Annotated in this window: 13 protein-coding genes and 1 pseudogene; 3 read left to right on the top strand and 11 right to left on the bottom strand. The window is 72.8% G+C overall.

The genetic code is table 11. The features are described 5' to 3' along the window. Both ACXJKL_RS03975 and ACXJKL_RS03980 read left to right on the top strand, forming a co-directional pair. Nucleotides 1-369: pseudogene (locus tag ACXJKL_RS03975) on the top strand (hypothetical protein); the annotation flags it as partial. A gap of 40 nt (nucleotides 370-409) precedes the next feature. Beyond that, a complete protein-coding gene (locus ACXJKL_RS03980; protein WP_457205759.1) occupies nucleotides 410-1,219 on the top strand; it encodes a maleylpyruvate isomerase family mycothiol-dependent enzyme in 810 nt (269 codons plus the stop codon). 15 nt (nucleotides 1,220-1,234) lie between these two features. Here the strand turns inward: ACXJKL_RS03980 and pheT are convergent, their stop codons facing one another. From pheT to ACXJKL_RS04000, 4 genes are all read right to left on the bottom strand, one after another. After that, nucleotides 1,235-3,739: a phenylalanine--tRNA ligase subunit beta gene (pheT, locus tag ACXJKL_RS03985; RefSeq protein ID WP_457205760.1), complete on the bottom strand. Its 2,505-nt coding sequence runs from the start codon at nucleotides 3,737-3,739 to the stop codon at nucleotides 1,235-1,237. Nucleotides 3,740-3,751: 12 nt separating this feature from the next. Then, a complete protein-coding gene (pheS, locus tag ACXJKL_RS03990; protein ID WP_457205761.1) occupies nucleotides 3,752-4,849 on the bottom strand; it encodes a phenylalanine--tRNA ligase subunit alpha in 1,098 nt (365 codons plus the stop codon). A gap of 97 nt (nucleotides 4,850-4,946) precedes the next feature. Beyond that, nucleotides 4,947-7,574 carry a DUF4153 domain-containing protein gene (locus tag ACXJKL_RS03995; protein WP_457205762.1) on the bottom strand — a complete coding sequence of 876 codons (2,628 nt, stop codon included), beginning with the start codon at nucleotides 7,572-7,574 and terminating at the stop codon, nucleotides 4,947-4,949. Continuing rightward, nucleotides 7,571-8,281: a response regulator transcription factor gene (locus tag ACXJKL_RS04000; RefSeq protein ID WP_457205763.1), complete on the bottom strand. Its 711-nt coding sequence runs from the start codon at nucleotides 8,279-8,281 to the stop codon at nucleotides 7,571-7,573. Before ACXJKL_RS04000 ends, ACXJKL_RS03995 begins: the two co-directional genes overlap by 4 nt. 118 nt (nucleotides 8,282-8,399) lie before the next feature. Here ACXJKL_RS04000 and ACXJKL_RS04005 point away from each other — a divergent pair, with 118 nt between their 5' ends. Further along, on the top strand, nucleotides 8,400-9,029 hold the full coding sequence (locus tag ACXJKL_RS04005; RefSeq protein ID WP_457205764.1) for a LysE family translocator: 630 nt from the start codon (nucleotides 8,400-8,402) through the stop codon (nucleotides 9,027-9,029). Nucleotides 9,030-9,044: 15 nt separating this feature from the next. Here ACXJKL_RS04005 and ACXJKL_RS04010 read toward each other — a convergent pair whose 3' ends face one another. The 7 genes from ACXJKL_RS04010 to ACXJKL_RS04040 all read right to left on the bottom strand — a co-directional run. After that, complete coding sequence (locus ACXJKL_RS04010; RefSeq protein WP_457205765.1) at nucleotides 9,045-10,118, bottom strand: sensor histidine kinase; 1,074 nt, start codon at nucleotides 10,116-10,118, stop codon at nucleotides 9,045-9,047. A gap of 9 nt (nucleotides 10,119-10,127) precedes the next feature. Further along, entirely contained in the window at nucleotides 10,128-10,394 is a 267-nt protein-coding gene (locus ACXJKL_RS04015) for a DUF4031 domain-containing protein (protein ID WP_457205766.1), read from the bottom strand. Nucleotides 10,395-10,405: 11 nt separating this feature from the next. After that, nucleotides 10,406-11,200, bottom strand: a complete 795-nt coding sequence (locus ACXJKL_RS04020) for a TrmH family RNA methyltransferase (protein WP_457205767.1) — start codon at nucleotides 11,198-11,200, stop codon at nucleotides 10,406-10,408. Between the two features lie 2 nt (nucleotides 11,201-11,202). Beyond that, the gene (gene rplT, locus ACXJKL_RS04025) at nucleotides 11,203-11,589 is read right to left on the bottom strand and encodes a 50S ribosomal protein L20 (RefSeq protein WP_108345803.1); all 387 of its coding nucleotides are present in this window, start codon (nucleotides 11,587-11,589) and stop codon (nucleotides 11,203-11,205) included. A 67-nt stretch (nucleotides 11,590-11,656) separates the two neighbouring features. Next, nucleotides 11,657-11,851 (bottom strand): 50S ribosomal protein L35, encoded by a 195-nt coding sequence (gene rpmI / locus ACXJKL_RS04030; RefSeq protein ID WP_056886183.1) that lies wholly within the window; start codon nucleotides 11,849-11,851, stop codon nucleotides 11,657-11,659. An 87-nt stretch (nucleotides 11,852-11,938) separates the two neighbouring features. Continuing rightward, nucleotides 11,939-12,622: a translation initiation factor IF-3 gene (infC, locus tag ACXJKL_RS04035; protein WP_457205769.1), complete on the bottom strand. Its 684-nt coding sequence runs from the start codon at nucleotides 12,620-12,622 to the stop codon at nucleotides 11,939-11,941. A 264-nt stretch (nucleotides 12,623-12,886) separates the two neighbouring features. After that, nucleotides 12,887-13,116, bottom strand: a 230-nt coding sequence (locus ACXJKL_RS04040; RefSeq protein ID WP_457205768.1) for an SseB family protein, incomplete at its 5' end; no start/stop codon positions are given.

Here is a 13,116-nt window from a genome sequence, read left to right on the forward strand (position 1 = left end):
GCGCTGCACCCCGCCGCCGCGGCGGACGGGATCGACCGGGCGCTCGAGCACTGGGCGGAGCCGGACGCCGCCGTCGCGTGGCACCCGCGGCCGGCGATCCTGCGGGCCACGGACGCCGGGCAGGCGTGGCCGGTCTCCTTCGGGCAGGACCGGCGGGCGGACCTGGGAGCCCTGCGGTCGGGGGACGCGGCCGAGCCGGTCGTGACGGTGGAGGGTCCGGCCACCGTCCTGCTCTGGTGGCTGCACGACCTCCCGGGTGGCGAGGGCGTCGCGGTCAGCGGCGACCCGGACGCCCTTCGGACCCTGCGCCTGGCGCTGGACCACGACGTGGAGCCGGTCCCGCGCCGCCGTGGCCGCTGGCGTCGATGACGGGTGTCGCCGTGTCGGTGGTGGGACCTACGTTGGGGCGATGACGCGACTGACGCCCGAGGACTACCTCGCCCACATCCGCTCCGAGTCCGCGCGGTTCCGCTCCGTGCTGGCCGGCTGCGATCCCGCGGCCCGGGTGCCGTCGTGCCCCGACTGGGACGCCGCCGACCTGCTGTGGCACCTCACGAAGGTGCAGCGGTTCTGGGCGGGCCGGGTCGCGGAGCGACCGAGCGAGCCCACCGAGGGTGAGGAGGCCTACGACGTCGAGCGACCCCGGGCGTACGACGACCTCCTCGCCGCCTTCGACGTCGCGAGCGCGGCACTCACCGAGGCCCTCGACGGGACCGACCCGGTCGCCGAGGCGTGGACCTGGTCCGACGACCACACGGTCGGCTTCATCCTGCGCCGGCAGGCCCACGAGGYGCTGGTCCACCGCCTCGACGCCGAGCTGGCAGCCGACCAGCCCTCTGCGGTCGATGCCCGGCTCGCCGCCGACGGCGTCGCCGAGGTCATCGACGTCATGTACGGCGGGTGCCCTCCGTGGGGCTCGTGGGAGCCGCTCCCCCACCACGTCCGCCTCGACTGCACCGACACCGGTGACCAGCTGTGGGCCCAGCTGGGGCTCTTCAGCGGGACGGACCCCCGCAACGGCGACGTCATCGGTGGCGAGGAGGACTGTCACCTCGTGGACGCGCCGGAGGACCTCGAGCCCGACGTGGTCATCGACGGACCGGCCGCCGCCCTCGACGCCTGGCTCTGGCACCGGAGCGGCGAGGCCGACCTGTCGATCGTGGGTGATCGGGACGTGCTGGACCGCTTCCGCGCGATCGTGGCCAACCCGATCAACTGAGGACCCAGCAGGTCCTCAGCGCTGCACGGCTCCCGTGCGCTCGGCGGCGAGGCGGACCGCGGCGTCGCGCGCGGCGGCGGCCTCGCCCTCCTTGAGCGTGCGGTCCGGGGCCCGGAACCGCAGCGCGAAGGCGAGCGACTTCTTCCCCTCGCCGACCTGCTCCCCGGTGTAGACGTCGAAGAGCCGGATCGACTCCAGCAGGTCGCCCGCCCCCTCGCGCAGGGCCGCCTCCACGTCGGCCGCGGCGACCGTCTGGTCGACGACGAGAGCCACGTCCTCCTTGGCGACGGGGTAGCCCGAGAAGCTCGGAGCCGGACGCAGGTGGACGGCGTGCTCGAGCAGGACGTCGAGATCGACCTCCGCGGCCACCGAGCGCGCGGGCAGCCCGAAGTCGGCGCACACCCGGGGGTGCAGCTCGCCGGCGTGACCCACCACGACGTCGCCGAGCAGCAGGGCCGCACACCGACCGGGGTGCCAGGGCGCGGTCGCCGCCGGGCGTGCGGTCAGCTCGAGTCCGAGCTCCTCGGCGACGGTCCGCACCGCCTCCACGGCGTCGGACCAGGCCACCGTCCGCCCGGGACCCCACCAGCCGGGCTGCTCGTGCTCACCGACGGCGACGAGACCGAGGTGGAGGGGSTGGGCGGGCAGTGCCTTGTCGAGCGCGTCGAGCTCGGCGTCGGTGGGGCGCCGGTCCACGGGCAGGATCGGCGCGGGGGCCGTCGCCCGGGGCAGCGTCACCGAAGCCGCCTCGAAGATCGCCAACGACGTCGTGCCGAGCCCCACGTTCTTGCCCGCGGTGCGGAGCAGCGCCGGCAGCAGGGTCGTCGTCATCCCCGGGGCCTCGCTGCTCAGCGGGTTGGACAGCTGGAGCGTCGTGCGCCGCGGGTCGTCCGCCGGCAGCCCGAGGGCGTCCAGGTCGGTGTCGCCCACGAAGGGGAAGGTGACGACCTCCACGTACCCGGCACCGGCCATCGTCCGACCGACGCGGCGTCGCAGCAGCTGCGTGCGCGTCAGGCCCCGGCCACCCSGTGCCTGGGGCAGGACCGACGGGATCGTGTCGTAACCGACGAGCCGGATGACCTCCTCGGTCGTGTCCTGCGGATCGGTGAGGTCGGGGCGCCACGGCGGTGGTGTGACCTCGAGGGTCCCGCTCCCCGAGACCTCGCAGCCGACGGCGCGCAGCGCCTCGACGGCCCGCTCCTCGCTGATGTCGAGTCCCGAGACCCGCGCGGCGCGGTCGCCCGAGACGGTGATCACGGGCATCGCCGGAGGCGTCCCCACCACGGTGACGCCGGGGTCGGCCTGCCCACCGCCGTACGTCGTGAGCAGCTCGACGACGCGGTCCGCCGCGGCCTCGCAGATCGTGGCGTCGACGCCGCGCTCGTTCCGCTTGCCCGCCTCGGACGTGATGCGGTGCCGGCGCCCGGTGCGGAACATCGACGTGGCGTCCCAGTGGGCCGCCTCGACCAGGATGCTGGTCGTGGAATCCGACATCTCGGTCGTCTGCCCGCCCATGACGCCGCCGAGGCCGATGATCCCCGAGTCGTCGGTGACGACCAGGTCCTCGGCCGACAGGGTGCGTGCAGTGCCGTCGAGGGTGGTGAGCCGCTCCCCCTCGCGGGCCCGGCGTACKACGACGGGTCCCTGCAGCAGGTCCGCGTCGTAGCCGTGGATCGGCCGCCCGGTCTCGAGCATGACGTAGTTGGTGACGTCGACGGCCAGCGAGATCGGGCGCATGCCGGCCGCGGTGAGGCGCTGGGCGATGAGGTCCGGCGTCGGGGCGGTCGGGTCGAAGCCGGTGACCTTGCGGGCCACGAAGACCGGGCAGCCCGCCGGGTCCTCCACGCTGACGGGGTGGCCGCCGTCGTTGGCGGGCGGGGTGTCGCGCAGCGCGGGGTCCCGGAAGCCGGTGGCGCCCTCCACGGAGACGAGCACCTCGCGGGCGATGCCGCGCAGCGAGAGCGCGTAGGCCCGGTCCGGGTTGATCTCGAACTCGATGACCTCCTCGTCGAGGCCGAGCACGCCGCGCACGTCCTGGCCGGGCTCGCCGGCGTCGGCGGGAAGCACGATGATGCCGTCGTGCTCGTCGCCCAGGCCCAGCWCGGCGGCCGAGCAGATCATCCCCGACGACACGTGGCCGTAGGTCTTGCGGGCGGAGATCTCGAAGCCGCCCGGGAGCACTCCCCCGGGGAGGACGACGACGACCAGGTCGCCGGTCACGAAGTTGTGGGCGCCGCACACGATGCCCACCCCTTGACCGGCCTCGCCGGTGCCGTTGGCAGCGTTCAGTGCAGGGCCGACGTCGACGGTGCACCAGTTGATGGTCTTGCCGTTCTTCTGAGGCTCGGGCTCCACGGTCAGCACCCGGCCGACGACGAGCGGACCGGTGATGTCGGCTCCGGGGCTGTGGATGCCCTCCAGCTTGAGGCCGGTGAGGGTGAGTCGCGCGGTGAGCTCGTCGGTCGTGACGTGRTCGGGCACGTCGACGTGCTCGGTGATCCAGGACAGGGGGGTCTTCACGAGGGGTCCTTCTCAGATCTCGGTGCCGAAGGCGGAGGAGAAGCGCACGTCGCCCTCGAAGAGCGGGCGCAGGTCCTCCAGGGTGTGGCGGAACATGAAGCTGCGGTCGATGCCCATGCCGAAGGCGAACCCGGAGTAGGTCTCGGGGTCGATGCCGCACGCGACGAGCACCCGCGGGTTGACGACGCCGCAGCCACCCCACTCGATCCAGCCCTCGCCGCGGCAGGTCCGGCAGGAGGCGCTGTCGACGCCCCGGCACACGAAGCACCGGACGTCGACCTCGGCGGACGGCTCGGTGAAGGGGAAGTACGACGGACGGAACCGGGTGTCGATCCCGTCACCGAACAGCTGTGAGGCGAGGTGGTCGAGGGAGCCCTTGAGGTGGGCCATGGTGATGCCCTCGTCGACGACGAGGCCCTCGACCTGGTGGAACATCGGGCTGTGCGTCGCGTCGTACTCGTCGGTGCGGAACACCCGGCCCGGGCAGGCCACGTAGATCGGGGGCCTGCGGGTCAGCATGGTCCGCGCCTGCACCGGCGAGGTCTGGGTCCGCAGCACGACGTGGTGGTCGGCGGGCTCGGTCCAGAAGGTGTCCTGCATGGTGCGGGCCGGGTGGTCGGGACCGAGGTTGAGGGCGTCGAAGTTGAGCCACTCCGCCTCCACGACCGGCCCCTCGGCGATCTCCCAGCCCATCGCGACGAAGATGTCCGCGATGAGCTCGGACTGCAGCGTGATCGGGTGCCGGCTGCCGCGGCGGGTCCGGCCGGTGGGGAGCGTGACGTCGACGGTCTCCTCGACCAGCATCCGCTCCTCGTGCTCGGCCTCGAGCTGCACCTGACGCGCGGCGAGGGCCTTGTTGACCGCACCCCGGGCCTGACCGACGCGCTGCCCGGCGTCCTTGCGGGCCTGGGGCGGCAGGGCGCCGATCTCGCGGTTGGCGAGGGCGAGGGGCGAGCGGTCGCCGACGTGCTCGAGCCGGACCGTCTTTAGGGCCTCGAGGTCGGTGGCCGCGGCGATCGCCGCGACGGCCGCGTCGCGCATGGCCTCGACCTCGTCGGCCTTCAGCGGGGTGACCTCGACGGGGTCGTACTCGGTGTTGGGGCCGGACATGGCTCCCTTTCCTCAGCGTCTGCGTGGACGCGCCGATTGTAGGAGCCGGCCGGCCGGGGCAGCTCCCCGGACCCCGCGTCGTACGGAACCGGCGATGCTAGTCGACCGGAGTGCCGGAGGGCTCGCCGAACTCCTCGTAGACGGGCGCGCACGGATCGCCGGTGGCGTCCGGGGCCGCAGGCATCTCCACGGTCGCGAGGGCGTCGTCCGCACGGTGACGTCCGAGGTTCCATCCCCACACGGTCGACTCGTCCCCGCTCAGCTGGTTGAGCCTGAGGTCCTGCAGCACGCATCCCGCCACCCGCTCGGGCAGCCGCTCCGCGATCACCGGCGCCGCGTCGGCCGACAACGACTGGAGGTAGCGCAGGTCGAGGGCTCCCGTCTCCTCGTAGCGGTCGATGTTGCGTCCGGCCACCCAGGCGTCGGGGTTGACCACCGCGAGGCCGAGCGTGGCGACGGCACCGGTCACCAGCGCGACGCGCGGGATCCAGCGCCCCAGGCCCAGCACCCCGGCGACCATGACGGTGAGCACCACGAGTCCGAGCCAGCCCTCGAAGACGTCGACGACGAGGCGCAGCGTCGTGAAGCCGTAGGCCTGCTGGTAGACGTGCATCCGGTAGATCGCGGACGCGACCACGACGAGGGTCAGCACGCAGAGCAGTCCCAGTGACGTACGCAGCCAGAGCCGGTCGTGCGGGGCGTCCCCGGCCCTGCGGGCGGCCGCCCACACCACCAGCAGGGTGAGCGCGGTGGCCACGGTGAGCTGTCCGAAGCCCTGGTGGACGTAGTCGGCGTAGGTGACTCCCGTGGTCCGCTCGAGGTAGTCGTGGCCACCGAACGCGACGGTGGCCTGGGCGGCGAGGAAGACCAGGAAGACACCGTCGACGATCAGTACCGGCACCAACCACTCGAAGCGGTGGGGCAGCGCCTCCACCGCGCGGCGGGGCGCCTCGACGCGTGCCGGGTGGTGGGCGGCGTACGAGCCGGCGAGGCTGAGCCCGAAGACCGCGACCGCCACGAACACCCGGGCCACCAGGTCCCCGAAGGTCAGGTTGGGCACCACGACGTCGACCCAGCTGGCGAACAGCGCGTCGGCCGAGGCGAAGAGCGCACCGAAGACCACCAGCCCGAGCATCGACAGGGCCGCGGTGCGGGCCACCGCGGGGGTTCGGCCCCCCGTCCCCGCGAGGCGCAGGCTGCGACCGAACCACGGCAGCCCCCGCAGCGAGGACAGCGGCCACGACAGGCCCGCCAGCACGAAGCCGGACAGCGTGACCGCGCGGGTCACCGCCACCAGGAACACCGCGATCGCGGCGACGACGCAGAGCAGCGCGATGCCGGCGTTGTCCAGGAGGGTGAGCGGTACGACGAGCAGCAGCCCCAGGACCGTGGCGCCCACGACGAACCGGTCGCGTCGGTGCCGGGCGGTGGCGTACGCCGCTCCCCCGGCGGCCGCGAGGACCAACGTCCACGCGAGCCCCGGGCCCACGAAGGCCATCGTGGCCCCGGCGAGCACGCCCACCAGGACGCTGGCGACCACCACCCGGAGCGCGGCCGAGCCGGGTGCCTCGGGCCAGAACGCGCCGAACAGGGCGTCGAGGCCGGGTGGGGGTGGCCCGACCTGCCCGTCCGGGGCCTGACGTCCGGGCGGAGCGACCTCGGTGCGGCCGGTGAGCGGTGGCTGGGACGGACCGGGCACGACTGCCTCCTGGGGCACGTGGAACGGGACCTGGATCTGGATGTTCAGCGGGACCTGCAGCCGGAGGCGTGCCCCGGATCGGCCGGGCCGGGGGTCGACGAAGCGCAGGGTGCCGCCGTGGAGCTCGGCCACCCAGCGCGCGACGACCAGGCCGAGGCCGGTGCCACCCCCGGTGGCGCTCGTGCCGAAGCGCTGGAAGACGCGCTCGCGGTCCTCGGGCTCGACCCCGGATCCGTCGTCCGCGACCTCCAGCCACCAGTGGTCGCCACCGGTGCCGGCCGAGACCCGGACGGGGACGCCCGAGGGACTGTGGCGCCCGGCGTTGTCGAGGGCGTTGACGAGCAGCTGGCGCAGTCGGGACGGGTCCGCGGTCACGAGCAGGCCGGGGTCGACCATGACGTCGTACGACGCCGTCCGGCCGGCGTGGCCCACCTCGCGGACGCACTCCTCGACCAGCCCCGCCAGCGCCACCTCGCGGGGATCCAACCGGATCACCCCCGCCTCGAGCCGGGACAGGTCCAGCAGGTCCGCGACGAGGTCCCGCAACCGCTCGGCCTGGGCCAGCGCCCCGGACAGGTGGTCGGAGTCGGCCGGGACCACCCCGTCGGCCAGGTTCTCCAGGACCGCGGTCATGGCCGCGAGGGGGGTGCGCAGCTCGTGGGAGACGGTGGCGATCAGGTCGCGCCGTTCGGCGTCGACCCGCTCGAGGTCGGCCGCCATCTGGTTGAACGCGTCGGCGAGCCGCCCGACCTCGTCGGTGGAGGTGGTGCGGACCCGGCCGGAGTAGTCGCCGCGTGCCATCCGCTGGGCGACGTCGGTCATCTCCCGCAACGGGGCCACCATCCCGGCGGCGAGCAGCTGGGTGACCCCGAGCRCCAGGGCCACCGCGACGGGCACCGTGAGCAGGGCGGGGACGCCTGCGGCGGAGCCCAGGGTGGCCAGGAGCGCGGCCGCGACGACCGAGGCGGCGACGAGCGCCCCCAGCTTGACCTTGATGCTGGTGACCGGGTCGAGCGCCGCGCTCACGGAGCGGGCTCCCCGGGCTCCAACGCGTAGCCCACGCCGTGCACGGTGCGGATCCAGGCGGCACCGAGCTTGTGGCGCAGCGCCTTGACGTGGCTGTCCACGGTCCGCGTGGCGACGCCGGTGAGGCCGGTCTCGGCCCATCCCCACACGTCGGCGAGGAGACGCTCGCGGGTCAGCACCTGGCCCGGCTCACGGGCCAGGCACACGAGCAGGTCGAACTCCGTGGGCGTCAGGTGGACCTCGCTCCCGTCGCGCGTGGTGCGGCGCCGCCCCGGGTCGACGACCAGCGCGCCGAGGACCAGCGGGTCGCGGTCCGTCCCGGCGGCCAGCTCGGACGCCCGCTCGACGCGGCGGACGAGGGACGCGACCCTGGCCACGACCTCCCGCATCCGGAACGGCTTGGTGAGGTAGTCGTCCGCCCCGACACCGAGCCCGACGAGGATGTCGGCCTCGTCGTCGCGCGCGGTGAGCATGAGGACCGGGACCGGGCGTGCCGCCTGGATGCGACGGCACACCTCGTGGCCGTCGATGCCCGGCAGCATGACGTCGAGGATCACGGCGTCGGGCTCGACCTCGTGGGCCTCACGGACCGCAGCCGGTCCGTCGAACGCCTGGACGACGTCGTAGCCCTCGGCCCGGAGTCGCTCGGCGAGCTGGTCGTTGATGACCCGGTCGTCCTCGACCACCAGTACCCGTCGTCGTGTCATGGGTCGACCCTAGGAGCCCGGCCGCGCGCGAGGCGCGGACGACTCGTGAAGGTTGTGTGCAGATGGCCCCCGTGAGAACCGGGAGGCGCTGGCGCCGGTGAGGTCCTAGCCTTGACGGGTGCCGACCACCAGCCAGCTCCTCGCGTTCGTGCTCGCCTCGATCCTCTTCATCCAGGTGCCGGGCCCTAGCCTGCTCTTCACCATCGGTCGCGCGCTCAGCGTCGGGCGTCGCGAGGCCCTGCTGTCCGTCGTCGGCAACGCCCTCGGCCTGCTGGTGCAGGTGGTGCTCGTGGCGCTCGGCCTCGGCGCCGTGGTGGCCGCCAGCGCGACCGCGTACACCGTGCTCAAGCTGGCCGGAGCCGCCTGGGTCGTGTGGCTGGGTGTCTCCGCGATCCGGCACCGCAAGGACGCACGGGTGGCGATGGCGGCCGGTCGTCGCACGCCGGAGCGGCCCGGCGCCGCGGTCCGTACCGGGTTGCTGGTGGGCATGGGCAACCCCAAGACGATCGTGTTCTTCGTGGCCTTCCTGCCGCAGTTCACCGACCCGTCGGGCCCGGTCGGGCTGCAGGTCGCGCTCCTCGGCCTGGTCTTCGCGTTGCTGGCCGTGGCCAGTGACTCCGCGTGGGCGATGGCCGCGGGCAAGGCACGCGACTGGTTCGCACGGCGCCCGGAGCGGCTGGACGCCATGGGGGTCACCGGAGGCGTGATGATGATCGGGCTCGGCGCCACCATGGCCGCCTCCGAGTGAGCCTCCCGGGCCTGGTCACTCCGGGCGGCGGTCCTCGCGCGGCCAGTCGACCATCACGCGGGCTCCCCCGCCGTCGGACTCGGTGACCGTCACGTAGCCGCCGTGCGCGCGGGTCAGCCCGCCCACGATGTACATCCCCAGGCCCGAGCCACCGCTGGAACCGTGCTTCCAGAACTTGGTGAAGACGCGTCGGCGCATCTCCTCCGGGATGCCCTMCCCCTCGTCGTCGACGCAGATCCGCACGCCGTCGACGTCGGAGGACCCGGGCGTCGCCGCCAGGGACACCGTGACCCGGCCCTGCCCGTGGCGGACGGCGTTCTCCACCAGGTTGGTGACGACCTGGGTGAACTTGTCGGGGTCGGCGAAGATCTCCGGCAGCCCCTCGGCCGCATCGAGCTCGACCATCCGGCTGGTGCCGGCGCCCACCGAGTCCACGACCCGCCGGGCCAGCACGACCGCGTCGGACTCCCGCGGGTAGAGCGAGAGCCGGCCGGTGTCGATGCGGGCCACGTCGAGCAGCTCGGCGATGAGGCGCACCAACCGGTCGGCGTCGGCGTTGACCGTGGTGAGCATCAGCTTGCGTTGCTCGTCGTTGAGCTTGTCCCAACGGTTGAGGAGCGCCTGGACGAAGCCCTTCACGCCGGTCAGCGGGGAGCGCAGCTCGTGGGCGACGGTCGCGACCAGGTCCGAGCGCTCGCGGTCGAGCCGCGCCCTGCCCCGACCGTTGCGGATCCCGATGGCCACACCGACCACCGGCGCTAGGGGCCGCTCACGGACCATGCGGGCGGTGGTGAGCACCTCCTCGCCGCTGGAGTTCAGCCACGACTGCTCGGGGACGCCGGTGCGCGTGGAGAGGCTGCGGTCGGGACGGTTGACGTCCAGCCAGGTCTGCCCGTCCTGGTCCTGCAGGAGCAGCACCTCCTCGAGCCGACCACCCATCGCCTGCTCGACCGTGGTCCCGAGGAGCCGGGCCGCGTGGTCGTTGACGAACGTKATCTCGCCCCCGATGGTGGCGCCGAGGATGCCGTCCGGGTAGAGGTCGGCCAACGACTGCAGCCGCGTGGGCCGGGCTTCGACGATGCGGGGCACCGGCTCACCCTAGTCGGGACGGGCCGCCTTGGGACGGCGCAACCCGGCGGCACGCACGCGCGCGACCAGCTCCCGGCTGGTCACCGGGACCGCGCCGGCCGCCACCATCGCGTCGTGGAACTCGGCCGGCACGTCGTAGTGGTCGCGGTCGAAGCCGCGCTCGGGGACGCCGTTCGCCCTCGCGAAGACGTGCAGCTCGTCGTACGACGTGTCGCTGGCCATGTGGGACCACGTGCGGCCCCAGCGAGGCACGGCCGGCGGGTCGATGAGGATCACGGAGGTCCTCGTCAGGACCGCTGTGCGCGGGCGCTGGCGTAGAGGCAGACCGCGGCGGCGGTGGCGAGGTTGAGGCTCTCGGCGCGGCCGTGGATCGGGATCGCGACGCGCCCGTCGGCCAGCGTCGCCAGCTCGGCGGGCAGGCCCCACGCCTCGTTGCCGAGGAGCCACGCCGTGGGACCGTCCAGGTCGGCGTCGAAGAGGTCGACGTCCCCCGACCCGTCGGCCGCCAGTACGGTGTAGCCGGCCGCCTGCGCGGCGGCGACGGCGACCGCTGGGTCGGGCTCGACGGCGATGGGGAGGTGGAACAGGCTGCCCACGGTCGCCCGCACGGTCTTGGCGTTGTAGGCGTCGACCGAGCTCCCGGCCAGCACGACACCGCCGGCCCCGGCCGCGTCGGCGGTACGGATGACGGTGCCCGCATTGCCAGGGTCACGCACGTCGGCGCAGATGACCACGAGCGACCCGGACAGGGCGTCGGCCAGCGGGACGTCGAGGTGTCGGCACACGGCGACGAGGCCCGCGGGAGTGACCGCCTCGGAGAGCGACGCCAGCGCCCGGTCGTCCACGGTGGTGACGTCGTCGGCGGTGGCCAGCAGGTCGGCGTACCGGTGCCGGGCGTCGGGGGTGGCGAAGACCTCGACCACGCAACCCGGCACGGACAGTGCGCCCTCGACGGCCTTGGGGCCGTCGGCAAGGAAGAGCCGCCGCTCGGATCGGACCGGGCGGCGGCTCAACTTGCGAGCCTCCTTGACGCGGCCGTTCCCCACCGTGAGTGGGGTGCCCGCCGTCAGGGGGGTGCTCATGCTCAGGCAGACACCTTGGGCGCGTTGACGTCCTCGGGGAGGGCGGCCTTGGCGGTCTCGACCAGCGCGTTGAACGCGGCGACGTCGTTGACGGCCAGCTCGGCCAGGATCTTGCGGTCGACCTCGACACCGGCGAGGTTGAGGCCCTGGATGAAGCGGTTGTAGGTCATGCCCTGCGCACGCGCGGCGGCGTTGATGCGCTGGATCCACAGCTTGCGGAAGTTGCCCTTGTTCTTGCGGCGGTCGTTGTAGCTGTAGACCAGCGAGTGGGTGACCTGCTCCTTGGCCTTTCGGTACAGGCGCGAACGCTGACCGCGGTAGCCGGAGGCGCGCTCGAGGACTACCCGGCGCTTCTTCTGGGCGTTGACTGCCCGCTTGACGCGTGCCATTTCTTACTCCTTGGTGCTCAAAACTCGGAAAGGTGGTGCAACCAACCGCCGGAGGCGGCTTCGTGGGTCAGCGACCCAGCAGCTTCTTGGCGCGGGCGTTGTCGGCCTTGGCGACCTCGACCGTGCCGGAGAGGCGGCGGGTGACCTTCGAGGGCTTCTTCTCGAGGTTGTGGCGCTTGCCGGCCTTCTCGCGGAGGATCTTGCCCGAGCCGGTCACGCGGAAGCGCTTGCTGGCACCGGAGTGCGTCTTGTTCTTCGGCATCTCTCTCTACTCTCTAGCTGCTGGATGTCTGGGACGTCGTGGTGCGACGACGTGGGTGTCGTGGCGAGGCTGCGGTGTCCCGCAGGCTCAGGCCTCGATCTCGTCGTCGAGGTTCTCGGAGCGGCCGCGCTCCTTCTTGGCAGCCACCGGGCCGGCCGCGTGGGCGGCGTCGCGCTCGGCCTGCTCCTCGGCCACGGCTGCCTCACGCTCGGCCGCCTTGGCGTCCTTGGCGGCGGCGGCGTCGATCTTGGCGTCGGCCTTCTTCTTGTGCGGGCCGAGCACCATGATCATGTTGCGGCCGTCCTGCTTGGGCGAGGACTCGATGAAGCCGAGCTCGGTGACGTCCTCGGCCAGGCGCTGCAGCAACCGGAAGCCCAGCTCGGGGCGGTGCTGCTCGCGACCGCGGAACATGATGGTGATCTTGACCTTGTCGCCGGCCTTGAGGAAGCGGACGACGTGGCCCTTCTTGGTCTCGTAGTCGTGCGCGTCGATCTTGGGACGAAGCTTCATCTCCTTGATGATCACGTTCGTCTGGTTGCGACGCGCCTCGCGAGCCTTCTGGGCGTTCTCGTACTTGAACTTGCCGTAGTCCATGAGCTTGCAGACCGGCGGCCGCCCCTGGGGCGCGATCTCGACGAGGTCGAGGTCTGCCTCCTGGGCAAGCTTCAACGCCTGGTCGGTCGGCACGATGCCGACCGTCTCTCCATTGGGCCCGACAAGTCGGACCTCGGGAACCCGGATCCGCTCGTTGATGCGCAGCTCGGTGCTGATGTGTCCTCCAGTGACTCAGTGGTTGGGGTGACCCTGGCCGGAGACACGTGCCCGCAAATGAGGAACGGCTCCCGCTGTGTACCAAGCGGGAGCCAGTAGTGCCGCACGCTGGGCGTGCGACTCATCCGGACCGTGACCCGACGACCTGTGTGCAGTGCGGCCGGTGCGGGTGGGGAACGATGCTGCTGTTCCCGCTTGGAGGATCGGTCCCGCTCCCCGCGGGGGCAGAGTGGAACTGATCGGTCAACACCCAAGGCTAGCCGATCATTCCGTCGCGGGGCCAATCCAGCCGAGCTGCCCCCCCTGACCCCCCTGGAGGCGCACCACGCGCCACCCGGCGGCGAGCCGGGTGAGGTCGTCCCCCTCGACGACCGCGGTCGCGGGTCCGGCGATGTCGACGACCAGGGCGGCGGCGCCCTCCTGCACCGCCGACCGGGCGGCCAGCCGGGTCGCGACCGGAACGGGCCGGGCACCCGCGTCCCAGGAGGTGAGGC

Source organism: Nocardioides sp. P5_C9_2, assembly GCF_054049555.1.